Below are 25,557 nucleotides of genomic sequence, written 5' to 3' on the forward strand. Positions count from 1 at the left end.
TGATATCTACAACGTATATATTTGGAACCTCAGAAATTCTTAACCCCGCATATCGCATGAGCATATACCGAATCAACTTGAAGATGCAGGCTTGAGAACCTGAAAATGATCATTAATTCGAGATGTCAAAGAGCCTGCGATCTCTGGAAGAGTCACAGAAAAAAATTGGTCTATTGCCGCCTTGAAGTCCCGTTTTCTTTTGAAGTAAACGTTGTTCCTCGACTTCTCATTCATTACTTTCCATAGCCGCTCTATTGGGTTGAGGTTTGGACTGTAAGGTGGAAGATAATGCAGTTTAATATTCAGGACAAACGCCGCATCTTTGACTAAGTCACTGCGGTGATATCCCGCACCATCTAATATGATATGAAGCTTATGGGCTAACGAATAACTCTCTCTTAACTTACAGAAAAAACGAACAATCGATTCACTGTTAATGCTCTCATAGTCGTGAACAATGGTTGCACCAATATCCGACAGGTTCAGTGCGCCAATAATGTTCAATCGGCTACGATTACCCGTTGTTTCAATCACTTTATCCTGACCAGTACGTATCCAGCCATGCGATATCTTTGTTGATAGTGTTGGGTGAACTGCATCGATAAAGACTATCGATTCATCCTCGCCACAGCTTGCCTTTAGCGCTTCATACGCCTCTATGAATGCTTGCTGTTTTGCTTCATCAAACTTGTGTGGTATGCCTTTCGGTTGCTTGTAGCTAAAACCATTATGGTGAAGCCATTTGTTCATACCAGAAACAGTATAATCAAGCCCAAACGTCTCTTTAACATAGGCGACAATTTGATGAGTATGAGAATAGGTTTTCTCAGTCAAATGCTCGATTAGGTGCATGGTTTGAATAGCAGAAAGCTTGCTTTGGCTTCCTCCATTCTCAGGCTTAAGTTTTTCAGAAAGTACGTAGTCACTGAGGTGACGTGCAACGGTCGATTCATGAATACGAAGAGCTTGTGAAATCATAGTCTGACTCCAGCCTTCAGAAGCCAGCAAAACAGCCTTAATACGGTCGCAAACTCGACTATCACGCTCAATGTCGTGCATCTGTTCGAGTTGCAGTTTCTGTTGAGGAGTCAGTGTGATTTTCATGGTTTGTAGCATGATCCTGATTCTATTGAAAATCAAGCATCTTCAATGATCACGGGTATAAAAACAAGTACCTTAGCTAAATCTAGGCGATTTTGAGGAGGGTCAGATATTTTTGAACCACAGATAATAAAACTATCCTCCACTTCCAATGATTTATCTCTTGGGAATGTATAAGTGACTTGCTTGTTTTTAGGCCCTTGATGTTTAGCTATAGCACGAACATGCCCTGCTTGTTCCCTGGCTTTGGAATCATCGTAAGTGTGCTTCAAAAATGAGTTGTTCTTTCTATGATGATACGCTGCGAGATTCAGCATTTTTTCATAGGGGGTTGCACTTCGTATAGGGTTGAGTAATGCAGATTCTTCTCCAGTTTCTACATATAACCAGTCAGAATACTCACTAATATATCTAATTAGTTTATTCGCGTGGTGTGGGCTACGCGGTTTCCAGCGCAATCCTATTGGGTCTGTTCCATCGACTTGAACGGTACCGTCATGGATTGCTACAGAAAATGCTTCAAACATTAGCCTAGGTGATCCATATACCCCTAATGTTGCTTGCCAATATTCTAGGAGTAGGCTCATGGCTAGAGCATTTTCGTGGTGCCAAGTTTTACCGCGACCGTTTTTTATTACCTGATATCGAAGAAAGGATTCAAGGATTGCACCGTTTAGAGAAACTACTCGAACCTTAATAGCTTTTAAGCCATCAATGGAAACCTGTCGGTTTCTACAAGTAATCGTAATTTTACCCATGTCATTGTCTCCTTTAATAATATTAAATATTATTTTATTAGGGGTATCTTTTTGTGGTGATTATTTAAGGTGAGTTCAGTATTTATGTCTAAACTCAACGAATGTAGTATAAATATCAAAAAAATATTACAGACTTTTAGGGGTATCTTTCATCTCGATTAAAATGATTTTCCCTAGTGCAGGTAGCATTACTGGATTAGCGGCGGGGGAAGAGCCCTTCATCGTACCGATGGCAATTCCGATGATCGCGGGTCCTTCAGTGATTGCGGCCTTACTGCTTCTTTCGACTCAGCACCCTGACAAACTCCTTGAGCTGTCAGCCTCTGTACTGCTCGCGTGGGGCGCTACTTTCATCATTTTGATGTTCTACGGTTTCTTCCACAAAGTGCTGGGTGAACGTGGTTTAAAAGCGGTCGAGCGTTTGATGGGATTATTGCTAGTTATGATCTCAACGCAAATGTTCTTAAATGGCGTAAAAAGCTATATGGGGCTGTGATTCGGGGATAAAAAAGCCGCCTATCGTGTGAACTTGAAGCGGCTTTTCCTATGTTGCTTTTTCTGTACCGTTAACTTACATCATGTGTTTACGGCGGATATCGAGCAGTGCGAAGACTCCAAATATCAGAATCGACCATTTTTCCCAACGGCTCATGCTGATCTTGTCACCAAACGCACCGATAAAAATCAGCATTTGCAGTCCGTGCATAATGAACAAAAATGCCGTCATAATATAAAGTGCAATCGCCGCTTTACCGGGGAATGGCATGAAAATATTCAGTAATAGAATCAACCAAACAAAAGCAATCGCCGCTTTTGCAAGTACCAGTAACACTCTCATTCCGAGCTCCTCTCAAATAGTCGATAACTGACTTGGCCTGCGTTTTTCTCACGGTGCAGACGCCAATTGGCAGGAATACCTTCTAGCGCCAACTCTTTTTCCGTCTCAATATAAATCAGCGCTTCATCGGCAAGCCAGCCATTTTGTTCTAAAAGCGAGACGGCTTCGCTTAATAAGCCTTGTCGAAAAGGCGGGTCGATGAACACCAGATGGTGAGGCGTCCCTTGCTGCTTGAGAAAGGCCAGTGCATCACTATTTATCGCTCGCAAGTTAGTTGCGTTGAGCGCACCAATATTGTGTTCAAGCTGTTTGAATGCCGTCGGGTTGAGCTCAATCAGCGTCACGGCTTGTGCTTGCCTTGAGGCAGCTTCAAACCCAAGGCTGCCAGAGCCTGCAAATAAATCTAAGCAGTGTGCACCAGCGATCTCCTGTGCTAACCAGTTAAAAAGAGTTTCTTTGACGCGATCCGTTGTGGGACGCAGACCTTGGGCATCATGAACAGGCAGTTTTCGACCTCTCCATAAGCCACTAATAATGCGAACAAAGCCCGTTGAAGGCTTATTTTGTGATGAGTTTTGTTGGCGACGTCTTACCATAGATTTTTTGACCGCTAATAAAGTGATACTATACCCAATCTGCCAACCCGAAACGGGTTTGGTATAGCCATTGAATTTCAATAATGACAAAGTTTACCAATCTAATTGGAAAGTTTTCACTGCTTTGTCATTTTTCTTTTTCTTACGAGGGATAATCCTTCAAGAAAAGGGTCGTAGTTAGTTAGTTAGTTAGTTAGGTAGATCTAGGATATCCCCAGATGACGGAAAAAAAGAAACGTGGATTACTCTCTTGGCTCGGTTTTGGTGACGAAGAATCAAGTAAATCAACCAGCGAAACAGAACAAGTGCTTGAGCCATCTACGCTTGTCGAACCAGTTGATGCTGAGCAAGAACAAGAAACGACGGCAGTTGCTCAACCCATCGAAGAGCCACACACTGCGCTAGCAGAAGCAGAAGCAGAAGCAGAAGCAGAAGCAGAAGCACGAATTCAAGAGCAAGAAAAACCCAGCGAGAGTTTTTTCGCACGCTTAAAACGCAGCCTTAGCCGAACCAAAGCCAATATTGGTGCGGGTTTCTTTGGCCTGTTTAAAGGCAAGAAAATTGATGATGAGCTGTTTGAAGAGTTGGAAGAGCAACTGCTGATTGCCGATGTTGGGATGGAAACCACACTCAAAATCATCAGCAATCTGACAGAAAAAGCCTCTCGCCACGCGTTGAAAGATGGAGAGGCACTCTACGGTTTACTGAAAGACGAAATGGCCGACATTTTGGCTAAAGTAGAGCAACCGTTAGTGATCGATAGCCAAAAAACGCCCTACGTTATTTTAATGGTCGGCGTCAACGGTGTAGGCAAAACGACCACGATAGGTAAGTTGGCCAAACAGTTTCAAGCTCAAGGTAAAAAAGTGATCTTAGCGGCGGGCGATACTTTTCGTGCGGCGGCTGTTGAGCAGTTGCAAGTGTGGGGCGAGCGTAACAACGTACCAGTAATTGCGCAGCACACTGGCGCAGACAGCGCATCAGTGATTTATGATGCGATTGAGGCCGCCAAAGCACGTGGTGTGGATGTGGTGATCGCCGATACTGCTGGTCGCTTGCAAAACAAGAGCAACCTCATGGAAGAGTTGCGTAAAATTGTGCGCGTCATGAAAAAAATTGATCAATCAGCGCCGCATGAAGTGATGCTGACGTTAGATGCCGCTACTGGGCAAAACGCCATCAGCCAAGCAAAACTCTTTAGTGAAGTGGCCCCGGTTACTGGGATCACCTTAACCAAGCTGGATGGCACGGCGAAAGGCGGCGTTATTTTTGCGCTGGCCGATCAGTTTGAAATTCCGATCCGCTTTATTGGGGTTGGCGAAGGGATTGACGATTTACGTCCGTTTGAAACGCAGCAATTTATTGAAGCTCTGTTTAGCCGCGAAGAGTAAGTGTGCGTGGGTGCTCAATGAGCACCTCATCATCCAATGGAGACTGGTGAGAGGAATAGCGAGTGATTAAGTTTCAACAAGTCAGCAAAGCGTATCGCGGAGGCCGTCAGGCGCTGCAAAAGGTCGACTTTCACCTACGCCGAGGAGAAATGGCGTTTTTGGGTGGGCACTCCGGAGCCGGTAAAAGCACCTTGTTGAAGTTAATCTGTGCGATTGAGCGTCCAACCGATGGGCGCATCAGCTTTAACGGTCACGATATTACGCGTATTCCCAATCAAGATATTCCCTTTTTACGCCGCAACATCGGCATCGTGTTTCAAGATCATCGCTTACTGATGGACAGAACGGTTTACGACAATGTGGCATTGCCAATGCGCATTGAATCGATTTCAGAAAATGAAATTAAGCGTCGCGTCTCAGCCGCGCTGGATAAAACCGATCTGCTAGACAAAGCACGCTGTTTACCGAGCCAACTTTCTGGGGGTGAGCAGCAACGAGTGGGTATCGCAAGAGCGGTCGTGAACCGACCTACCTTACTGCTGGCCGATGAGCCTACGGGTAACTTAGACCCAGAGCTTTCTAACCGTGTGCTTAAACTGTTTGAAGAGTTTAACCGTGCCGGAGTCTCTATTTTGCTTGCGACGCACGACATCAGCTTAGTCAACACGCGTCCTCAATATCGTCATTTAGAACTTAACCAAGGTTTTTTAAGCGAGGTAGAAGACTATGGCCGTTAAGTCGTCGAATAAAAGGAACGCGAAAGCACGTGAACCGAAACGGGCCAAAACCGATAGTTTTTTAGCCATCCACTTTAAGCAGGCCAAGGCCTCATTTTCAAGTTTATGGTCACGCCCACTCGGCAATATTTTAACGCTCGCCGTTATTTCGATGGCGCTTGCGATGCCAGCCTGTATGTACCTGCTGAGCAAAAATATCGCGTCTGTAGCCAATAATGTCACCAGCCCTGCTCAGATCAGTGTCTATCTACATGAGCGCACACCTGAAGCACGAATTATGGTGTTGAAAGATGAGCTAGAAAGTTTGGCCGATGTCGCCAGCGTGGAGTACATCTCACCGCAGCAAGGATTGGATGACCTGAGTCAATACGCCGGGTTTGAACAAGCCATTAGTTTATTGGATGATTACGCTTTACCTGGCGTGCTTATTGTTACCCCGCAGGTTGAGCAGCAAGAGCAAATCAAAGCGCTGGCGAAAAAAATACAAGCAGAACAAGACGTCACGGATGTTCGCTTGGATGAAGATTGGCTTGCTAGGTTAAACGCCATTCGAACTTTAGCGGCGATCATTGTCGCGAGTTTATCGGTATTGATGTTGGGCGCTGTATTTCTGATTGTGGGCAACACCTTGCGCTTTAACGTACAAGCCAATAAAGAAGAGATCCAAACCATGAAATTGATCGGTGCCACCGATCGCTACATTTTGCGCCCTTATCTCTATGCTGGCATGTGGTTTGGCTTGTTGGGCGCATTCGCCGCTTGGCTGTTAACCGCTTTTGTGACTATTTTATTGAACGGTGCTGTTGAAGATCTTGCCCTACTGTATGACAGCCGTTTTCGTCTTATTGGCCTAAGTTGGGATGAATCCTTACTGCTGTTGATGCTCGGTACTTTCTTAGGATGCGTAGCGGCAAAAGTATCTGCGCAGCGTCATTTAAAAGAAATTGAACCAGTTTAGTTGAATATTGTCATATGTAGGCAATAACTGTTGGCTAGCTTTAGCCACAGCACTTGTATAGGCGACTTGTTTATGCATAATAGTTTCCCCTTGCTTGAATCTTGTTCATTTTAGGTTCAAGATTGTCGGGTTAAAAACATCCATTACTCCAGATCAGAAATTGATGAGGAATTGAATGACAAACCAAACGTATCAAATGGCTCTCGTTTCACAAGACAGCTTAGACAGCTACATTCGTTCAGTGAACAGCTACCCAATGCTGAGCGCGGAAGAAGAGCGGTCACTCGCAGAGCGATTACATTACAAAGGTGAAATTGAAGCGGCGAAAGGGTTGATCTTATCGCACCTTCGATTCGTTGTTCACGTTGCTCGTGGCTATTCTGGTTATGGCCTGCCCATGGCGGATTTAGTTCAGGAAGGCAATATTGGCTTAATGAAAGCGGTGAAGCGTTTCAACCCAGAAGTTGGGGTGAGACTGGTTTCCTTTGCTGTGCACTGGATCAAAGCTGAAATTCACGAATACGTGTTACGCAACTGGCGCATTGTAAAAATAGCGACCACGAAAGCGCAACGTAAGCTATTCTTCAACCTACGCAAATCGAAAAAGCGTTTAGGCTGGTTTAATAGCGGTGAAGTGGAAGCGGTTGCCCGTGAGTTGGGCGTTGACCCGGCTGAAGTGCGAGAAATGGAATCACGCTTAGCCGCGCAAGATGCCACCTTTGAAATGTCGGCGGAAGACGATGATTCGAGCTCTTCTTACACGGCACCTGTGCTTTATCTCGAAGATAAGCATTCGGATCTTGCGGATAACATTGAAGCGGCGAATTGGGAGCATCACACCAACAATCGTTTAAGCTTGGCGTTGGCTAGCTTAGATGAACGCAGTAAACATATTGTGCGCTCTCGTTGGTTGGATGATCAAAAAGCTACGCTACAAGAGTTAGCGGAAGAGTATGGTGTCTCAGCTGAGCGTATTCGTCAGCTAGAAAAAAATGCAATGAAGAAGCTAAAGGATGCTGTCGGCGAGTTCTAATCACTGACTCATTGTGAAGCGCATTAAAAACCGAGATCGTAAGATCTCGGTTTTTTTATTTTTGATCACTTTAAGTGATCAAATTTTCAGCGCGCTGATTGTGGATAACTCTGTGACAAAATTATTCGTGAGCTGTCATCAAGTCGGTTAAATCAAGGCTTGAACACCGTTTTATATTTGGGGATATGTATTGTGTTACACACAGAAAAGTAAGGATCATCACTACATGTTGTGGATCTATTTCTCATTTACTACTTTATCAACGCAATCCACAAGATTATCCACAAGTGGCGAAAAAGTGATCAGTGGTGGATAACCTTATAAAGGCCGTGTACTTGATTGCCTTGGGATAGGTTACAATCAAATGCTAAAAATAAAACCAATCAGAGGAAGCGATGGATCAGTTTCAACATATCAATGCTCAAGCAGCACAAGCTTTAATGGAACAACATGATGCGCAATTAGTGGATATTCGTGATGCGCAATCTTTTGCGGTTGCACATGCAAATGGCGCATTCCACTTAACCAACGACAGCATGGTTTCATTTATGGAAAAAAGTGAATTTGACCAACCCATTTTAGTGATGTGTTATCACGGTATTAGCAGCCAAGGTGCTGCACAGTATCTGATTAACCAAGGTTTTGAACAGGTGTATAGTGTGGATGGTGGATTCGAAGCTTGGCATCGTGCAGGCTTGCCCGTAACCAGCAATTAGGATGACTTATGTTAAGACTGATCACGCTCAATAACCCAAGAATGGCGCAAGCCTTTATTGATTACATGGCCTCTCGTGAAATTGAGATTCAAATGATGCCGGAAGGGAGTGGTCAATTTGCGTTATGGTTACTTGATGAGCAACATCAGATTGAAGCCGAAGCGGAACTCAACCATTTTCTGCACAATCCAAATGACAGAAAGTATCAAGCCGCTTCATGGGATGTGGCTGAAAGCCGTAAAAGTCACTTTCAATATCGTTCACCGAGCATGTTGGCGATGCTCAAAGCCAAAGCTGGGCCTTTAACACTGGGCGTGATGATGGCATGCGCCATTATCTTTGCATTGCAGCAGTTTGGGCTAGCCAATCAAGTATTTTCTGCATTACATTTTCCTGCTTTGGCTGGGCAGCAATGGCAGATTTGGCGCTGGTTTAGTCATGCTTTACTTCATTTCTCTGTGCTACACATCGTCTTTAACTTGTTATGGTGGTGGCAGTTGGGGGGCGATGTTGAAAAACGGCTTGGCTCATTCAAACTTGGACAGCTATTTTTAGTGTCAGCATTGTTGTCCGGTGCGGCTCAGTACTGGGTTGAAGGAGCCAATTTGGGTGGTTTATCGGGTGTGGTCTATGCGTTGGTCGGTTATCTATGGATGCTTGGTTGGAAAGCCCCTCATCTTGGCTTGCAAATGCCCAAACCCGTGATCGGTTTCATGCTGGTGTGGTTGGTGCTCGGGTTTGTACAACCCTTTATGGCGATTGCCAACAGCGTGCATTTAGCGGGCCTATTTTCAGGAATCGCCTTTGGATTAAATGACGCCAGCCGTCATCGAACTCGTTAAGCAAAAACATCAATAGAGCGACAATCGCTGCTCTATTGATAGATGTATTTAGTAAACAGTAGGTCAGCAATAATGGTTCGGCCTATTTCAGGCAGTAACACCGCATTGAGCTCTGTGACCAACGTTTTTCTTAAATCTTCCCGACCTGCGAGTGATTTTATCGTCTCTTCGGTCTGTTTGCCGAGTAGCTCGACGATGGCATCACGAATCAGTGGTTGATGCCGTTCAACGGCGGGTAAATCGGCGTCGCTGGATACCATCACGTCGATACGAACTTGGATGTAACCTAACTTATTTCCTTTAGTGAAAAAGTTGGTGGTGAGATCCGGCTCTAAGGTAAAGTACGCCAGCCTAGGCGCTTTTTCATCTTGTGCATAACTTGGTAACGCACAAAACAAGCTTAGGGCGATAATTATTTGGGCTACATAACGTTTAAGCATATTTCTATCTTTTCTTTAGTTGGTTCACGATACTCGAATCGCTTGAGTCTTGTTACAATAGAGCATCGGATTGTAATCAAAATGCTTATCTCGTTGTTTGGAATATACCGCAGTTGTCGCTTCCCGTTTTTACAAGCGGGTTTTTAACCTCCAACCGAGGGATTCTGTGAGTGAGCGCTTTTTATGGTTGTGTTAACCAAAAATGGACCTTTATTGTATGTTGATAAAGCCACTAATTGAATACTAGTATGAATCAATCAATTTCGCTCTATCTGTCTGCTTTGCGAGAAGTAATTTGGCAACAACCTGACGTTTTTTCTTTTCCTGATCAGGTTTCTCAGTCTTGGCTTTTAGAGCAAGGATCATTATCTCGCGTGTTAGAGGCGCAGTGTCAGCAATTGAGCGTTGAACTACTGCACAATAAGCTCGTTGAGGCAGAAAAATTACAGGGTGATGAGATGGCTCTGTTATCTGATGAAGCCTGTTTGTTACGCCAGGTTGTGCTGCGTGGTGATCAACAGCCATGGGTTTTAGGCCGTACTTTAATTCCTCAATCTTCGATGCTGGGTCAGCAATATGACTTAGCGCGCCAAGGTGATATTCCGCTTGGGTTAACGGTTTTTCGTGCTGAGCACGTTAAGCGTGACGCACTACAAGTGGGCTGGGCAATGATGGAAGAGGGGCCGTTGCTTGCACGCCGTTCACGATTATGGATGAATAATAAACCGATGTTAGTTGCGGAGCTGTTTTTACCCTTTTCACCGATTTACTCTAAGGAGAGAGTGTCATGACTTTGGTTAAGGCGCGTGCTTATTGGCAACTGATGCGCATGGATCGGCCAATTGGTTCTTTGCTATTGTTGTGGCCAACCTTATGGGCATTGATTTTAGCCGCGCAAGGTTTCCCCGATCCTAAAGTATTATTGGTATTCGTGTTGGGGGTGTTGTTGATGCGCTCAGCGGGTTGCGTGATCAACGATTTTGCCGATCGCAGAGTCGATGGGCATGTTAAACGAACCAAACAGCGGCCTTTGCCTGCCGGGCGTGTGACAACCAAAGAGGCGATTGCACTGTTTTTAACGCTAGGTATCACTTCTTTCCTGCTGGTTTTGACCATGAATCCACTCACGGTTCAGCTCTCCTTTGTTGGTATCGCATTAGCGTTTGTTTATCCGTTCATTAAACGTTATACACACCTTCCGCAGTTGGTATTAGGGCTGGCCTTTAGTTGGTCTATTCCGATGGCATGGGCGGCGCAAGCCAACGAATTGCCAGCGGTGATGTGGGGGCTATTTTTGATCAATGCGTTGTGGACTGTGGCGTATGATACGCAGTATGCGATGGTTGATCGTGATGACGATATCAATATCGGAGTCAAATCGACCGCTATTTTATTTGGTCGTTTTGATAAAATCATCATCGGCATTTTACAGTTATTGGTACTGGCGTTGATGATCGCACTCGGTGGTTATTATCAGTTAGGGGCGAGTTTTTATTGGTCAGTATTGGCTGCAGCGGCTCTGTTTGTTTATCAGCAGCGTTTAATTCGTCATCGTGATCGTGATTTATGCTTCCACGCTTTTCTCAATAACAATCACGTTGGCATGGTGTTAACGTTGGGCCTGCTTTTTGCCTTTTGGTAAGTAGTTCACTAGTTTTTGTAAGTACTTCACGAATAAAGTAAAGGCATCCATTGGGATGCCTTTACTGTTTCTTACGACCGATTAGTTCGCTTGGCAGAGACTTTCTTGAATGGTTAAGCGAATTTCAGGATAGAGCATCGAGTAAAGTAGGCGTGCTAGCTGAACGGTTGGTTCTAAATGGCAATTGCCATCAACATCCAAATAGCCCTGCTCTTTGAGCGTGACAAATAGGGCGGAGAATACCCCTTTATCAAAAAACTCAGGGGCATTGATGCCATGCAAACGGCCAAGACGTTGTGCAATTTCTTGGCTTTTTTGCTCTAAATCAGATTTGCCCACTTCAGGGTTAGCAACCAATAGATTGAGAGCAATCGCGTAGCGTTGTAGGGTTTCTGAAATGGTACGACCGAGCAACATCAACACTTGTGTTTTGGCTTGGTTAATGGCCACGACACCCTCTTCTAGCGTCACTAATTGTTGACGTTGCAGTTCGTTAACGTAAGCGTTGACTACATCTGCGAGTTCATCTTGCGCAAAGCTTAAAAACAGCTCCTGCTTTAAGAAGGGATAAATCAGTGCCACATTGGCGGTTATCTGCTCTAGTGATAGCGTTTGCTGGCGGATCAACATCTGCGCAATCAGTGAGGGAATGGCAAACAGATGAATGATGTTATTGCGATAGTAGGTCATCAAAATCGACTGATTGCGGTCAAGAGAAATAATCTCACCCATGGTATCGGATTCAATTACAAATTTGTCGAGTGACTGTGCGTGGTTAACCAGTTCTTCCGCACTGGCTTTAGGAACAGTGCAGGTTGCTGAGTAGCGCACGTTATTTAGTAGCGATAAATAGCAGTCGATTTGCTTAACCAAATTGTCACGAGCCAGTGCGCTTTGGCGTGAAGCAAGTAACGCGGTGGCACACAAAGTTAAGGCATTGGCCGCCGCCGCATCGTTAATGTGCGTCATCATCTTGGTGGCCAGTTGGTTAACAATAGGGTTGATCCACTGCGGCTTGGTGCTGCCCATAGGGTCAATATCTTGCGTCCATTCTGGCACTTGCTCGTTAAGGTATTGGTTCAGCGGGATCGGTTCGCCGAAATTGACATAGCCTTGGCCAAAATTACGCAGCTTGCGAATCGTGCGCAGCACTAAACCCGCATTTTCTTTCTCTTTACTTTTGCCGCGTAGCTCTTTGGCGTAAGTGCTCACTTCCATCACGTGTTCATAACCGATATAAACAGGCACGAGGGTCACCGGGCGGTTAAGGCCGCGCAACATGGCTTGGATGGTCATCGCCAGCATGCCTGTTTTCGCTGGCAGTAAACGGCCAGTGCGTGAACGGCCACCTTCGCTGAAATATTCAACCGAATAGCCTTTGGCAAATAGCTCGGCCAGATATTCGCGGAAAATGGTCGAATAGAGCTTATTGCCTTTAAAGCTGCGACGAATGAAGAATGCGCCGCCACGGCGGAAAATCGGACCTGCTGGGAAAAAATTCAAGTTGATTCCGGCGGCAATATGCGGTGGCACCATACCTTCGCGATACAGCACATAAGAAAGTAAGAGATAATCCATATGGCTGCGGTGGCAAGGGACATAGACAATCTCGTGTCCATCTTGCGCAAGGCGACGTACGGTGGCGGCATTATTTATATTAAGCCCTTGGTAAATGCGGTTCCATAACCAGCCCAGTATGCGTTCTCCTTTCTTGATTAAGGAGTAAGAGAAATCAGCGGCAATCTCATCCATGATGTCATGCGCTTCTTTGCGCGCTTTTTCGAGGGAGATATTGTTGGCTTTCGCTTGATCTTCAATCGCTTTTTCAATCGCTTGTGATTTAATTAGGCGGTTAAACAGCGCTTGGCGATTGGGCAAATTTGGCCCAGAAGCTGCCAGCTTTTGGCGAGAGAAATGAATACGAGCCACTCGTGCCAATTTATGCGCGATAGATTCGTCGGTGCCGTGTGAATCAGCCATATAGCGCAGTGAAACGACGGGGCTAAAGCGCACCATGCAATCGCGTCCAGCAAAAATTACCGCGAGTGCTTTTTGTGGGCCATTTAAGGCTTGGAGATAGGGTTTCTCTTGCCCCTCTTTACCTGGTTTACGTCCCCAAAGCACCGTTGCTGGGATCATTTGAACGTCCAATTCCGTATCAAACTTATGTAGCTCAAGCAGTTCAGAAAAAAGAGCGATAGAGTCACTAGGAACGTGCTGATCATTGCGCATCAAGGTTGGGCGCACCGAGATGAAAACATAACGGGCAAAACTTTTGCCGTTTAGCTCAAGCGGTTGCAGCGGGTCAGGTAAACCCAGTTCTTTGGCGTGAGTTTGCAAGGTGAGCAAATCAACACTTGAGCGAAAAGGTAAGGCGTAAACAATCGGCTTGTGAATATCAATGCCGTGGTCTTCTATTGGATTAGAAGGGATCGCCGTGCCTTTGACCAACGCAGACAAAGGTAATTTTAGTAGTGAACGAGATAATGAGTGTCCAGAAGACATAAAGGTCGTCGCCTCAAGAATATTTCAATATGCTTAAGCGCATGTCCATTTCCCTGTGAGTTGATACTCAGAGAAATCGATATGCGCCGAAGCGGCTAGCTATTTTTGAGCCGCAAGGATACCAGAAACTGGTCAAACCTTTTAATCATTATTGTTTAGTAAAACAGCATCACTTGCGAGCGCAGTGAGTGAATCGGTAAGGTATTTATCGGTCGATTGCGGCATTTTTTGTAAATAGCCAAAAAATAAGCGTCCGCTCTTCCATTTATTCGATTACTGGATATACTCACAGTTAACTGTATAAACAGACAGGTGAGATATGAAGCCGTTAACGCCCCGCCAGCAACAAGTATTTGATCTTATCCGCAGTAAGATCGACGAAACCGGAATGCCACCGACTCGCGCTGAAATCGCACGCGAGCTGGGTTTTCGTTCCGCCAATGCCGCAGAAGAGCATTTAAAAGCACTGGCTCGTAAACAAGCGATTGAAATTATTCCGGGTGCCTCTCGTGGGTTGCGTATCTTACTTGAAGCTGCCAATGAGCCAGAAGATCTTGGCCTGCCTTTAATTGGTCGAGTCGCGGCGGGAGAGCCTATTTTGGCGCAAGAGCATGTCGAAGCGCATTACCAAGTGGATCCCAATATGTTTCGCCCTCAAGCGGATTTCTTACTGCGTGTGCAAGGCGAAAGTATGAAAGATATTGGCATTATGGACGGTGACTTACTCGCAGTGCACAAAACACAAGATGTGCGTAATGGGCAAGTGGTGGTGGCGCGTGTTGAAGATGATGTGACGGTAAAACGTCTAGAACGCAAAGGCTCTACCGTGTTATTGCACGCAGAGAATGAAGCGTTCTCACCAATTGAAGTGGATCTTAAATCTCAGCAGCTCACCATTGAAGGTGTGGCCGTCGGTATTATTCGCAATACCGATTGGATGTAATTTATTATTGAGATCTATTCTCAATAACTTGTTATTCTAACTGATATTCATTATCATCTTCTTTGTTGTTACATCGAGTTGCGACATAAGGAAGATGGTAATGCCTACCAATAAACATTCACTAACCCCACGTCATCATATTCCAACCAATTTAGTTCAACCGTTGTGGTTTCGTAGCCGCGAAAGTTTGGTTGATAACGGGTTAGTGTATGATCCGATCGCTGCAAAGGCCTGCCAGAGCTGTCACTTAGCCCCCGAATGTTTAAGCGGTGATATCGATCAAAAACAATTGCTGCATGCGACCTTAACGCAATTGTGCGATCAACAAGTGCGCGCGTTTATTGAGCGCAACCCTGATGGATGGATCATTAATGTCGGTGCAGGGTTAGATACCCGTTTTTATCGGGTAGACAACGGGCGTTGCCATTGGATAGAACTCGATATCACCGAAAACCTGCTGTGGCGGCAGAAATTGTTTCATCGCAGTGAGCGTTATCAACATGTGTGTGGCAGTGTCGATGATCTTCAGTGGTTGGATGGATTGCCTATTGCGGAATCCTCAGCCGTTTTAATCGTTTGTGAGCATGCGTTATTAGATTGTACGGCGCAGCAACTCACCTATTTTATCCGCGCATTGGGTTTGCATTTTTCTAATGCGGCGGCTTGTTTAATGCTGGCTGGAGACAAAACTGCTTCCACTTTAGGTCAGAAAATGGGCTCAGGCCATTACGGACATGGTTTTGCTAATCCAACCGAAGCGGTACTCAATGTCTTGCCTTGGGCTTCGTCGGCAAAAACGTTTTCACCGCTCGATCAACATTGTGGCCGCTGGAAATTATGGCAACGTTGGTTAAGTAAGGTGATGGTTTACAAGCTGCGCTTAACACCCGTTTTAGTTTATGTCCGTTGGTGAGTAACCGCTAGCCGTCCTCCTATCACTCCGCTACACTTTGCTCTCACCCATGAGAGGTCAACGTGTTGCAATCTATTTTACAAACGTTATCGAATCGTTCCGTACATCGACAAGTGTTGCTACTGGCGATACCTATGGTGCTGTCCAATATTACCGTACCGCTGTTAGGTTTAGTTGATGCGGCGGTGATTGGTCATCTGGAACACGCTTGGTATTTAGGTGGGGTAGCACTTGGCGGTACGGTAGTCAGTGTCACTTTCTGGTTACTCGGTTTTTTAAGAATGTCGACCACAGGCCTTGCGGCGCAAGCATACGGTGAACAATCGTCACAAAAACTGGCGTTAGTCTTGTTGCAAGGGCTCTTGATGGCACTGGCATTTGCGTTGTTGTTTTTGATTCTGCATCGATGGATTGGCGATGCGATTTTTTCAGCCAGCAGTGCCAGTGAGCAAGTAAAGCAATATGGGTTGCAGTATTTTGTGATTCGAGCGTGGAGTGCGCCCGCCGCATTGGCCAACTTTGTACTGCTCGGCTGGCTGTTAGCCACGCAAAATGCCAAAGCGCCAATGTGGATGGTAATCATCACTAACTTAACCAACATCGCGTTGGACATTCTGTTTGTGTTGGGTTTCGGCTGGAAAGTGGAAGGTGCTGCGCTGGCATCGGTTATCGCCGATTATGCGGGCATGAGCTTTGGCTTACTGTGTGTTTGGCGCTATTGGTTGCGGCATCAACTCCCTTCGCCACTGCAGCTAGGTGTTTTAGTGACACAAGGTCTTAGCCGCTTTGTGAAATTGAATCGCGATATTTTCCTGCGTTCACTCTGTTTGCAGGCGGCGTTTAGCTTTATGACCTTTCAAGGGGCGGCTTTTGGCGATCAAACTGTGGCGGCTAACGCTGTCTTAATGAGTTTTTTGATGATGATCTCTTATGGCATGGATGGCTTTGCCTATGCGATGGAGGCCATGGTTGGCAAAGCGATTGGTGCAAAAAGTGAGGCGCAGCTCAAAAGTGCTCTGATCGGCAGTTTTTTCTGGAGTGCGCTAATCTGTTTAGCGTTAACGGTGATGTTTGCGGTGTGGGGATCGGCGTTGATCACGCTGATCACTGACATTAACGCAGTTCAGCAAGCGGCTAACCGTTATCTACCGTGGCTGGTGGCGATGCCGTTAACCGCGATGTGGTGTTTTTTATTGGATGGTATTTTTATCGGCGCGACCAAAGGTAAAGAGATGCGCAACAGCATGTTTGTCGCGATGTGCAGTTTTTTCAGCGTTTTCTATCTGGCTCAGTCTTTGGGTAATCACGCCCTGTGGATGGCGATGATCAGCTTTATGGCGATGCGCGGCATCAGTTTAGGTGTGGTCTTTATCTCACAATGGCGACGCGGTGTTTTTCTCACTTGATCACCGAATCTATCCCTAAGTATTTCACTTACTAGGTTACCAAAAAGAAAGCCGCACTCGTTAGCGGCTTTCATTCTATTAGCAGGCAGAATTAGGTCGATGATTAGAACAATCGATTCAGGCCATTTAACGCCGCCACGCGGTAGGCTTCGGCCATGGTTGGATAATTGAAGGTGGTATTGACGAAATATTCGAGGGTATTGGCTTCGCCTTTTTGCTCCATAATTGCCTGTCCGATATGGATGATTTCAGCCGCGCGTTCTCCAAACACATGAATACCTAAAATTTCTTTTGTCTCTCGGTGAAACAAAATTTTCAAGCTGCCGATATCTTTGCCAGAAATTTGTGCTCGTGCGAGGTGTTTAAACGAAGAGCGGCCAACTTCATACGGAATTTTGGCCACGGTGAGTTCTTGCTCTGTTTTGCCCACTGAACTGATTTCAGGAATGGTGTAAATCCCAGTTGGAATGTCATCAATTAAGTGCCCTTGCGCTTGACCATGAGCAATCGCTTGAGCGACAAATCGACCTTGATCATAGGCTGCGCTCGCCAGGCTTGGGTAGCCAATTACATCACCGACTGCGTAGATGTGCTCCACCGAGGTTTGATAGTTACGATTGACGGCCAGTTGGCCACGTGAGTCGGCATTCAGGCCCACCGCTTTGAGGTTCAATTTGTCAGTGTTGCCCGTGCGTCCATTGGCATACAAGATACAGTCGGCTTTCATTTTTTTGCCCGATTGCAAGTGAACGATCACACCATCGTCAGTGCCTTCAATCTTTTCATGGGTTTCATCATTACGAATCACAATGCCGCTGTTCCAAAAATGGTACGAGAGTGCATCAGACGTTTCGTTATCCAGAAACGACAGCAAGCGGTCGCGGGTATTGATGAGGTCGGTTTTTACCCCTAAGCCGCGGAAAATCGAAGCGTATTCGCAACCAATGACGCCTGCGCCATAAATGATGATGTGGCGAGGATCGTGTTTAAGCGAGAGAATCGAATCGCTGTCATAAACTCGTTCATGAGTAAAATCAACATCATCAGGTTGATAAGGGCGTGAGCCAGTCGCAATCACAAATTTGTCGGCGCTGTATTTTTCGATGCTGCCGTCAGCGTGCGTAACCGCCACGGTATTTTTGTGGGTAAACTTAGCGTTACCAAAAATCAGCGTACACTGATTGCGATCGTAAAAGCCTTGGCGCAAGCGCGTCTGTTTATCAATCACAGATTTAGCATGGCCTAAAATATCAGAAAAAGTGAGATGAATACTGGTGTTGTTTTTACAAAATAGAGGGTTACTGTTGAATTCGATGATGCGGCTGACCGCATGGCGTAACGCCTTGGAGGGAATGGTGCCCCAATGGGTACAACCTCCGCCAACACTACTCTCTTTTTCGATAATGGCGACATTAAACCCCGCTTTAGTCAAACCCATTGCGGCGCCTTCTCCGCCCGGGCCGCTACCAATTACGATGACATCGAAGTGGTTTTGGTTCGCCATACTCTATTCCTTGTTGTATTTGTTTAACATTGCTGTAGCGAGATTTTAACTGATCCATCAGTGCGGTAAACGATGTTGCCATCAGAGAGTGGAGAGGATCACGCTCGAGAGGTGAAAATGCCACTTTATGCTATTGCTTTGTCCATCTTACTGTGGCGAGTGATTGAAATTAGGTTAGGTGACTGTTTAATTGGTCACTTTGTCCAAAGAGGCGATGTTGTGGCTTAGACAACGTGCTCAATCACGTTATAGTATGGCTCAGATAGTAAAAGAGAAGCGACTTAATATGAAATCGATGGGAATTCGCGCATTACAAAAAGAAAAAACACGTCGTTCATTGATTGATGCAGCATTTAGCCAATTAAGTGCCGATCGGAGTTTTTCTAACTTAAGTTTACGAGAAGTGGCCCGCGAGGCGGGGATTGCGCCCACCTCATTCTATCGACATTTTAAAGATATGGATGAGTTGGGTTTAACCATGGTTGATGAAGGCGGTTTACTGCTGCGCCAATTGATGCGTCAAGCACGGCAGCGCATTGTCAAAGAGGGCAGTGTGATCCGCACGTCGGTTGAAACCTTCATGGAATTTATTGAAAGTAGTCCCAATGTGTTTCGCTTATTACTGCGAGAACGCTCAGGTACTTCTTGCGAGTTTCGTGCCGCGGTAGTGCGAGAAATACAGCACTTTTCCGCAGAGCTCACCGAGTATTTGATGACGACAGGCATGGGTCGTGACGAGGCATTAACTCAGGCCGAAGCTTCCGTTATTTTGGTGTTCAGCTCCGGCGCTGAAGCTTTAGATTTAGATCGACGTGAGCGAGATGAGCTTGCTGAACGTTTGATCATGCAGTTGCGAATGCTAGCCAAAGGGGCATTTTGGTATCGCAAAGAACGTGAACGTAATCGGCTCAAAGGGGGGATAGAGTAATGTCGAATGAAAACAACACAACCCATCGTGGTTCGGAAAGAAAAACACTTGTGCTAGCGCTCATCGCAGGTATGTGCGGCGATGCTTTGTTGTCTTGGGTAACCATTAGCCAAGTTCCGTTCTCCATTTTCCCATTGATTGCATTAGTGCTTTCTGTGCAGGCGTTGTATCAAGAATATTTGCGCCATCCGGTGGCGGAAGATCTTCCATTGGTAGCGCTTGCCTGTTTCTTTGTCGGTGCTTTTGGTCATTCGGCATTTATCAAAGCACAGTATCCAGATTCTGGTTCTAACTTTTTCGCCATTCTCGTACTGCTGTTGTTGCTACTCTGGGTTGGAAGAAAATTGGGTTTTCTTGGTCGCCATCGCACCGACTAAGTCATCAATGACTAGGTAGATATAGCGTGCCATGTGACAGTCATCCAAGCCTATCAAAGACATATCACAGGGATGTGGACGCCGTTTTCTTGTCGTAGCGTCATGCATCCCGCTGCCACGTAATCGTTGTAAGTGGCGATAGCCGTTATCGGTGCGTTTTTAAATACGATGCGAAATTGCTTTGAACGATATTCGGTAAACGTAATTGTTGCCAGTTAGCTGGAATTCTTTGTGCACACTAGGGCTCCAAGAATCATCACCACCCACGCCCATGTGCTGATGGTCTAGGCGCACATAAATGGTTTTTTCTGCCATTAAATCACAGGTGTGTTTTGCTTTTGCCAGCGTCTGTTGAGTATATTGACTGACACTAAATTGGAAATCGCCAGATATCGCCAGTTCGTTCACTTGCAGCCATTGAGTACCACAACGTAAGCCACTGTCTGCTGGGAAAATGTACGGAGTGTGCATCTCTTCTAGCGTTTGCGTGTGCAAGCCAAAACGTGCTGCAGATAGGCGGTCTGGGTAGTTCTCAAACGGACCTAAACCTTGCCAAGTGATTGGTGTACTCTGCTCATGCAATGGCAATTGCAACTCCAAGCCGATACGTGGCATGGGTGGTAGATCATCGGCAAGTGTCACATCAACGGTCAGCTGCATTTCGCCACTGTTTTTCAGCGTATGCGTCCAAGTGGTGATGGCTTGCACGGCACCGTTGAAGTGGTAAGCGAAAGTTGATGTTACTTGCACGGCATGCGCTAAAATGTCGCTATGGCAACTGACACATTCGCGTTTCCATTGGCCAATACCAGCCATATCCCAACGACATACCCAAGCGTTTGGATCTACGTTATCCACTTCACTCACACCAATATCGTTATCCAGTGGCGCACGGAAGAAGTTATCTTGTGGTGCCGTCAGCATTTGCGTTTTGCCATCGACTTGCCAATTAATCATCAAGCCCGTTTGACTATCCCAGCACCATTGATACTTCTCATCTAAGCTTGTGACTACGATCATACCTTTTTGCTGGCTTATTGCTGGGGCTGGTTGCGTTTCCAACTTAGGCATGGCGAGACCTGCGGTATTACGTAGCGCAAATTGCTCAGAAGCACTCACATGTCCCGCGGGTGCCCAAAGCGTTTCTGTCACTAAGGTGATGTCAGTATTCAAGTGGTATCGCGTTTCTGCTTTAGGTGTAAATTCCAAAGCAATCTCTACGGTTGCTTGGCTATCGGCTTTGATGTTCAGCACCACCGAGCCAGATTGAATCAATTTGCCATCTTCTAAAAGTGACCAGTTCAATTGCTCGTTATCTATTGCACGAAATAGGTTTTCGTTAGTTACTAATAGATGACAGAATCCTTTCACTTGTTCTTGCAGCGACACGCGAATCATACGCTGGCAGTATTTGGCTTCTTCCAATGTTGGATGCACAGTGCGATCTGGGAAGATCAACCCGTTGATGCAGAACTGGCGGTCATTGATTTTATCGCCAAAATCGCCACCGTAAGCCCAGAAGTGTTGGCCGTTCTCGTCCCATTGGCTCAAGCCTTGGTCTACCCAATCCCAGATAAAGCCGCCTTGAAGGCGAGGAAACTCGCGGAATGCATCCCAATATTCATTAAAACTCCCCAAACTGTTACCCATCGCGTGGGCGTATTCACATAAGATCAGCGGGCGAGTTTCGTTGGGTAGAGAAATCCATTTTTTGATTGACCATTTTGGCACTGCTTCATCTTCGAGCGTTGTATCCACACGGGCGTACATAGGCGCAATGATGTCGGTTGCTGCGGTATTAGCACCACCACCTTCGTATTGAACAGGGCGCGACGGATCGTAGTTTTTCGACCAAGCGTACATCGCATTGTGGTTGCTGCCGTGGCCAGACTCGTTACCCAAAGACCAGATGAGAATAGAAGGATGGTTTTTATCGCGCATCACCATTTGGGTGTAGCGGCTCATGTATGCGTGCGCCCATTGTGGATTGCTCGAAAGGCGATTCATCGGCTGCATGCCATGTGTTTCGATGTTCGCTTCATCACACACGTACAAGCCGTATTGGTCACACAGTTCGTACCAACGAGGATGATTTGGGTAGTGCGCTGTACGTACCGCGTTGAAATTGTATTGCTTCATCAAACAGATGTCGCGGATCATGTCTTCTTCTGTCATCACATGCCCAAGCTCTGGATGATGCTCATGACGGTTAACACCACGGATCAGCAAAGGCTTGCCGTTGAGTTTCAACTGGCCGTCAGTGATTTCCACTTTGCGAAAGCCCACATGATAGGCTTCACTCTCTAGGTACATGCCATTTTCATCCAATAGGGAAACGACTAGACGGTATAGATTGGGGGTTTCTGCACTCCATTTTTTTGGCTCGCGCACATGCAATGTTTGAAATACCACGTCATCGTATGTACCTCGCTCGTCAATACGGCGGTTGTGCGGGCGATCAATTCGCGGCTCAGTCACTGCGCATTCACCATCAAAGAGCTGCACTTGCACTTGGTAACAATCTGGCGCTGAAATGTGCGTCACGATTGATAGTGAACCATCGCGATAACACGCATCCAAATCTGGCGTGACGAATACATCTTCAATGCAGTATTGCGGTTTAGAAAGCAAAGTTACGTCGCGGAAAATACCACTTAGCCACCACATGTCTTGGTCTTCTAGGTAGCTGCCATCACACCAACGCATCACCATCACGGCAAGTGTATTCTCGCCAGCCACTAGGTAGGGCGATAAGTCGAATTCGGAAGGCAAGCGGCTATCTTGGCTGTATCCCACCCAAGTGCCGTTGCACCATAGGTGGAATGCTGAGTTCACACCATCGAAGATGATGCGCTGGGTATTGGCAAGATCGGCTTCTGAGCGGGAAATCGTAGTGCGGTAACAACCTGTCGGGTTTTCAGCGGGCACGAATGGAGGGTTTACTTCAAACGGGTATTTTACGTTGGTGTAAATTGGTTTGTCGTAGCCTTGTAGCTGCCAGTTGGAAGGAACCGTTATTTCATCCCAGTTCGTATCATTGAATTTGGTTTGAATAAACTCGCCTTCGACTTGTTCTGGCGAGTCGAACACTTTGAATTTCCATTGGCCATTCAGCGATTGACGTTGGGCGTAAACGCCGTCACGGGCATGGTCAATATCTCGGTAACTGGAAAGTGGGCTGTGTGCTTTTAAGCAGTGAATATTCACTGATTGTGGGGTTTCCCAGTCACGTCGTTGGAGAATATCTGAAAATGCCTTCATGGTTTTCCTACTTGATTTTTTGTTTCTAACCGTGTTGAGCTACGGTAGTGAATACCGTAATGGATGACTTTTTTGTTCTGGTAATCGACGCTAACGCGGCCAAAAACAGTGCCATACATAGAGTAGCTAATCGTTTTATTTTTTGAGTCCTAGCTTGCTACTCAGTGTAAATAAAATGTGGAAACGTTTCCATTGTGGAGTTTACATTTTCATAGTAATAACGGATTTATTCTTCTTTCGTGTGATCATCCTCTCTTGAATGTGTTTTTAAGCAATTTTAACGGCGAGTGATGAACTTTCCTTGATGAGATTGGCTTTGGATCTGACGTTTATATCAAAATCAATCTGTAAACGTTCCCATGCATTTAGTTTGGCTCACCGATTATTTTGTTCTATTCATTGTGATGCGATGTAATTTCCTGCTTCAAAGTCAGGCAAAATGACAGATAACCATTGATTGAATTAACCGGTGGGCAGGCTCTACTGATTGTAGAATTGGGTGAGTATGCAGAGATTCTGCATTGGGGACAGAAGGTAAGCGGCGATCTCAACGGTTATCGTATGGGCTCTGCATCGCCCGCCCTGATTAAATCGTTAGTCAGAGCGAGCAGCATAATAGGTAATGTTGTCAGTACGAATGCGTGAAAGCCGATTAAATCGAAATTTAAATATCGATTGAAAGTCTTATTTAATCTTCTCCAGCATCACACCTGCTTCCATGTGGTGGGTAAATAGAGCCTTTAGTCCGTTAAAGTCTACAGAGTTATATTTTTTAACTTTAAGACTATGATTTTTAGTGTTTTTATGATCTTGTTGTCCGTTGAGGTCCAAAGCCGTACAATAGAAACTCGATGTTTCCCGTACCCCACGCCGTACCCAGAGCCGTACCCAGAAATGCAGAGGTTTTCCAACGATGACGAAACGAATCAGTACCAATGCAACGTTGCAAGCATTGAAGCCACAGGATAAGGAATACTCGATCCCCGATAAGAAGATCGAAGGATTGAACATTCGAGTTCGTCCAACAGGCACAATGACTTGGATCTTTCGTTTTCAAGTAGGGAAGAAACACGAAAAAATCTCTATGGGACGATACATTAAGATCAAACCAGAGCGCGGGATGACATTGGATCAGGCGCGAAAGGAAGCTGGCCGTTATCGAAGTTGGTTGGAGAATGGTAAGAACCCAAAGGTTGAACTAGATATAGAGAAACGAGCGCAAGATGAAGCGAAAACCTTTGATGATGCGTTTATTAGCTTTGATGAGAAACGGCTATCAAAACAGCTACGGGGTGACCAGTCGAGGACCATTTACAATCGAGATATCAAGCCAGTTCTCGGTAACATCAAATTGGTAGATTTAAGCATATATAACCTCAATAGGGTTTTTGATGCTAAGGTTGATAAAAACGGTAAGCGTATGGCGGGGGCCATTGGAGTTTGTCATAAAATCATCAATCAAGTGATTAACCATGCCCTAGCGCTAAATATGCTTGATACTCATCCGGCACCACAACTGAAAGCAAAAGACGTTGGCGGCGGCTCTAAAGTCACAAAACGTAATTTAAGCTTTTCAGAGTTAAAGATTCTGTTAACGAGCATGCCGTCATGGCGTACAGATCCTTCGAACATCCGTTTAATGCAGTTCTTACTTGGTTGTGGACAGCGTATTAGTGCCGTACTGGAAATGCGTTGGACTGAGTTAGATGTTGATGAGGGAATTTGGCTATTACCAGCCAGCTCAGAAGAGAGGCACACAAAAAGCCAAGACGCACGTAAAGTACCTTTAAGTGGCTACTTGCTTGCACTTCTAAAAGAGCAGCGTGACAGTGTGCCAAGTAAGTGGAAGTTGGTATGGCCTCAGCTAACGGTCGATAAAGTGCAAGAACCTGCGGCAGTACGGGGTAAGCGCGTCATAAACCCCGCATTCTAATCACCTAGCCCGAATAATAAGATCAAACCTCCAACCCAAAGGAGATTTGAAATGGCCAAACGACGCACTAACCAAGAATGGCGAACCCTGTTCGAACACTATGAATCCAGCCAACTATCACAACGATTATTCTGTGAACGTAACGGACTGAGCCTCTCCACTTTTTACGCTAAGCGCCAACAGTTAAAGCACATCGAAAAACCGAACACGGTTGGCTTTGTTAAAGCAGAAGTCGTTGAAAAGACCACAAAGTATCAAGCCACTCACGTTGTCGTTGCCAATATGGCGCTGCTCGTCAATGATGTTGAACTGAGCATCCCACAAGGCACGCCAGCGACCTATCTCGCAGAGCTTATCGGTGCGCTGTCATGAAACGTATGCTCAGTGCTCCCGAAATCTATCTCTATCGCGAAAGCGTCGATTTTAGAAAGTCCATCAACGGCCTCGCTGCGATTATCGAAAATGACACCGACTTGCCCTTGGGCAGCGGCGCACTGTTCCTGTTCACCAACAAACAGCGCGACAAAATCAAAGTGCTGTACTGGGATAAAACAGGCTTTGCTCTTTGGTACAAGCGCCTTGAAAAAGCCAAGTACAAGTGGCCATCAAAAGAGCAAAATGAGGTGTTTACCCTAACTCAATTCGAGCTTGACAGACTGCTTTCTGGCTTCACGATTATCGGCCATAAACCCGTTAGAATAAACGATTTTACAATGACTTAAGCGATAATATAGC

At 45.8% G+C, this 25,557-nt stretch carries 24 protein-coding genes and 3 pseudogenes; 18 read left to right on the plus strand and 9 right to left on the minus strand.

Features of this window, described 5'->3' with window-relative positions:
• Positions 1 to 72 precede the first annotated feature (72 nt).
• Both N5E84_RS12280 and N5E84_RS12285 read right to left on the minus strand, forming a co-directional pair.
• Positions 73 to 1,104 (minus strand): IS630-like element ISVa15 family transposase, encoded by a 1,032-nt coding sequence (locus N5E84_RS12280; protein ID WP_026027704.1) that lies wholly within the window; start codon positions 1,102 to 1,104, stop codon positions 73 to 75.
• 32 nt (positions 1,105 to 1,136) lie between these two features.
• The gene (locus N5E84_RS12285) at positions 1,137 to 1,859 is read right to left on the minus strand and encodes a hypothetical protein (protein ID WP_095661217.1); all 723 of its coding nucleotides are present in this window, start codon (positions 1,857 to 1,859) and stop codon (positions 1,137 to 1,139) included.
• Between the two features lie 151 nt (positions 1,860 to 2,010).
• Here N5E84_RS12285 and N5E84_RS12290 point away from each other — a divergent pair.
• Positions 2,011 to 2,355, plus strand: a pseudogene (locus N5E84_RS12290) (MarC family protein); the annotation flags it as partial.
• 75 nt (positions 2,356 to 2,430) lie between these two features.
• Here the strand turns inward: N5E84_RS12290 and N5E84_RS12295 are convergent.
• Positions 2,431 to 2,697, minus strand: a complete 267-nt coding sequence (locus N5E84_RS12295; RefSeq protein ID WP_010316906.1) for a DUF1145 domain-containing protein — start codon at positions 2,695 to 2,697, stop codon at positions 2,431 to 2,433.
• Positions 2,694 to 3,293, minus strand: coding sequence for a 16S rRNA (guanine(966)-N(2))-methyltransferase RsmD (rsmD, locus tag N5E84_RS12300; RefSeq protein ID WP_029388401.1), 600 nt, complete (start codon positions 3,291 to 3,293; stop codon positions 2,694 to 2,696). The genes N5E84_RS12295 and rsmD overlap by 4 nt, the downstream gene beginning before the upstream one ends.
• Before the next feature lie 218 nt (positions 3,294 to 3,511).
• Here rsmD and ftsY point away from each other — a divergent pair, with 218 nt between their 5' ends.
• From ftsY to glpG, 6 genes are all read left to right on the plus strand, one after another.
• Positions 3,512 to 4,684, plus strand: coding sequence for a signal recognition particle-docking protein FtsY (gene ftsY, locus N5E84_RS12305; protein ID WP_019283014.1), 1,173 nt, complete (start codon positions 3,512 to 3,514; stop codon positions 4,682 to 4,684).
• 62 nt (positions 4,685 to 4,746) lie between these two features.
• Complete coding sequence (gene ftsE, locus N5E84_RS12310; RefSeq protein ID WP_010316903.1) at positions 4,747 to 5,421, plus strand: cell division ATP-binding protein FtsE; 675 nt, start codon at positions 4,747 to 4,749, stop codon at positions 5,419 to 5,421.
• Entirely contained in the window at positions 5,411 to 6,379 is a 969-nt protein-coding gene (gene ftsX, locus N5E84_RS12315; RefSeq protein ID WP_013855492.1) for a permease-like cell division protein FtsX, read from the plus strand. The genes ftsE and ftsX overlap by 11 nt, the downstream gene beginning before the upstream one ends.
• A gap of 175 nt (positions 6,380 to 6,554) precedes the next feature.
• Positions 6,555 to 7,412 (plus strand): RNA polymerase sigma factor RpoH, encoded by an 858-nt coding sequence (gene rpoH / locus N5E84_RS12320; RefSeq protein ID WP_013855491.1) that lies wholly within the window; start codon positions 6,555 to 6,557, stop codon positions 7,410 to 7,412.
• A gap of 395 nt (positions 7,413 to 7,807) precedes the next feature.
• On the plus strand, positions 7,808 to 8,128 hold the full coding sequence (gene glpE / locus N5E84_RS12325) for a thiosulfate sulfurtransferase GlpE (protein WP_010316900.1): 321 nt from the start codon (positions 7,808 to 7,810) through the stop codon (positions 8,126 to 8,128).
• 8 nt (positions 8,129 to 8,136) lie between these two features.
• Positions 8,137 to 8,970 carry a rhomboid family intramembrane serine protease GlpG gene (gene glpG / locus N5E84_RS12330; protein WP_019283013.1) on the plus strand — a complete coding sequence of 278 codons (834 nt, stop codon included), beginning with the start codon at positions 8,137 to 8,139 and terminating at the stop codon, positions 8,968 to 8,970.
• A 32-nt stretch (positions 8,971 to 9,002) separates the two neighbouring features.
• Here glpG and N5E84_RS12335 read toward each other — a convergent pair whose 3' ends face one another.
• A complete protein-coding gene (locus tag N5E84_RS12335) occupies positions 9,003 to 9,410 on the minus strand; it encodes a flagellar basal body-associated protein FliL (protein ID WP_013855488.1) in 408 nt (135 codons plus the stop codon).
• A 236-nt stretch (positions 9,411 to 9,646) separates the two neighbouring features.
• On the opposite strand from N5E84_RS12335, the gene N5E84_RS12340 reads away from it, so the two are divergent.
• Together N5E84_RS12340 and ubiA are read left to right on the plus strand one after the other, a co-directional pair.
• Complete coding sequence (locus N5E84_RS12340) at positions 9,647 to 10,201, plus strand: chorismate lyase (protein WP_013855487.1); 555 nt, start codon at positions 9,647 to 9,649, stop codon at positions 10,199 to 10,201.
• Positions 10,198 to 11,052, plus strand: a complete 855-nt coding sequence (ubiA, locus tag N5E84_RS12345; RefSeq protein WP_019283012.1) for a 4-hydroxybenzoate octaprenyltransferase — start codon at positions 10,198 to 10,200, stop codon at positions 11,050 to 11,052. Before N5E84_RS12340 ends, ubiA begins: the two co-directional genes overlap by 4 nt.
• An 81-nt stretch (positions 11,053 to 11,133) precedes the next feature.
• Here the strand turns inward: ubiA and plsB are convergent, their stop codons facing one another.
• Positions 11,134 to 13,557, minus strand: a complete 2,424-nt coding sequence (gene plsB / locus N5E84_RS12350) for a glycerol-3-phosphate 1-O-acyltransferase PlsB (protein WP_019283011.1) — start codon at positions 13,555 to 13,557, stop codon at positions 11,134 to 11,136.
• Between the two features lie 319 nt (positions 13,558 to 13,876).
• On the opposite strand from plsB, the gene lexA reads away from it, so the two are divergent.
• The 3 genes from lexA to dinF all read left to right on the plus strand — a co-directional run bounded on the left by lexA (position 13,877) and on the right by dinF (position 16,819).
• Positions 13,877 to 14,500, plus strand: a complete 624-nt coding sequence (gene lexA, locus N5E84_RS12355; RefSeq protein WP_026028591.1) for a transcriptional repressor LexA — start codon at positions 13,877 to 13,879, stop codon at positions 14,498 to 14,500.
• Between the two features lie 94 nt (positions 14,501 to 14,594).
• Positions 14,595 to 15,413 carry a class I SAM-dependent methyltransferase gene (locus N5E84_RS12360; RefSeq protein WP_019283010.1) on the plus strand — a complete coding sequence of 273 codons (819 nt, stop codon included), beginning with the start codon at positions 14,595 to 14,597 and terminating at the stop codon, positions 15,411 to 15,413.
• A 62-nt stretch (positions 15,414 to 15,475) separates the two neighbouring features.
• Entirely contained in the window at positions 15,476 to 16,819 is a 1,344-nt protein-coding gene (gene dinF, locus N5E84_RS12365; RefSeq protein ID WP_019283009.1) for an MATE family efflux transporter DinF, read from the plus strand.
• Between the two features lie 103 nt (positions 16,820 to 16,922).
• Here the strand turns inward: dinF and sthA are convergent, their stop codons facing one another.
• Positions 16,923 to 18,323, minus strand: a complete 1,401-nt coding sequence (gene sthA / locus N5E84_RS12370; protein ID WP_069212053.1) for a Si-specific NAD(P)(+) transhydrogenase — start codon at positions 18,321 to 18,323, stop codon at positions 16,923 to 16,925.
• A 286-nt stretch (positions 18,324 to 18,609) separates the two neighbouring features.
• Between sthA and fabR the strand changes: the two genes are divergently transcribed.
• Positions 18,610 to 19,251: an HTH-type transcriptional repressor FabR gene (gene fabR / locus N5E84_RS12375; protein ID WP_017048583.1), complete on the plus strand. Its 642-nt coding sequence runs from the start codon at positions 18,610 to 18,612 to the stop codon at positions 19,249 to 19,251.
• Positions 19,251 to 19,628 (plus strand): YijD family membrane protein, encoded by a 378-nt coding sequence (locus N5E84_RS12380; protein WP_013855478.1) that lies wholly within the window; start codon positions 19,251 to 19,253, stop codon positions 19,626 to 19,628. Before fabR ends, N5E84_RS12380 begins: the two co-directional genes overlap by 1 nt.
• Positions 19,629 to 19,643: 15 nt before the next feature.
• Here N5E84_RS12380 and N5E84_RS12385 read toward each other — a convergent pair.
• A pseudogene (locus tag N5E84_RS12385) lies at positions 19,644 to 19,789 on the minus strand (substrate-binding domain-containing protein); the annotation flags it as partial.
• Positions 19,788 to 22,889, minus strand: coding sequence for a beta-galactosidase (locus N5E84_RS12390; protein ID WP_069212052.1), 3,102 nt, complete (start codon positions 22,887 to 22,889; stop codon positions 19,788 to 19,790). The gene N5E84_RS12390 and the pseudogene N5E84_RS12385, both read right to left, overlap by 2 nt.
• Before the next feature lie 453 nt (positions 22,890 to 23,342).
• On the opposite strand from N5E84_RS12390, the gene N5E84_RS12395 reads away from it, so the two are divergent.
• The 4 genes and pseudogenes from N5E84_RS12395 to tnpB all read left to right on the plus strand — a co-directional run bounded on the left by N5E84_RS12395 (position 23,343) and on the right by tnpB (position 25,544).
• On the plus strand, positions 23,343 to 23,534 hold the full coding sequence (locus N5E84_RS12395) for a hypothetical protein (protein WP_081245252.1): 192 nt from the start codon (positions 23,343 to 23,345) through the stop codon (positions 23,532 to 23,534).
• 268 nt (positions 23,535 to 23,802) lie between these two features.
• Positions 23,803 to 24,792, plus strand: a pseudogene (locus tag N5E84_RS12400) (tyrosine-type recombinase/integrase); the annotation flags it as partial.
• 81 nt (positions 24,793 to 24,873) lie between these two features.
• Positions 24,874 to 25,194, plus strand: a complete 321-nt coding sequence (tnpA, locus tag N5E84_RS12405; protein ID WP_095661309.1) for an IS66 family insertion sequence element accessory protein TnpA — start codon at positions 24,874 to 24,876, stop codon at positions 25,192 to 25,194.
• On the plus strand, positions 25,191 to 25,544 hold the full coding sequence (gene tnpB, locus N5E84_RS12410) for an IS66 family insertion sequence element accessory protein TnpB (RefSeq protein ID WP_019283195.1): 354 nt from the start codon (positions 25,191 to 25,193) through the stop codon (positions 25,542 to 25,544). Before tnpA ends, tnpB begins: the two co-directional genes overlap by 4 nt.
• The last annotated feature ends 13 nt before the right edge of the window (positions 25,545 to 25,557 follow it).

This window comes from Vibrio sp. J502 (genome assembly GCF_025397955.1).
GTDB lineage: Bacteria > Pseudomonadota > Gammaproteobacteria > Enterobacterales > Vibrionaceae > Vibrio > Vibrio anguillarum.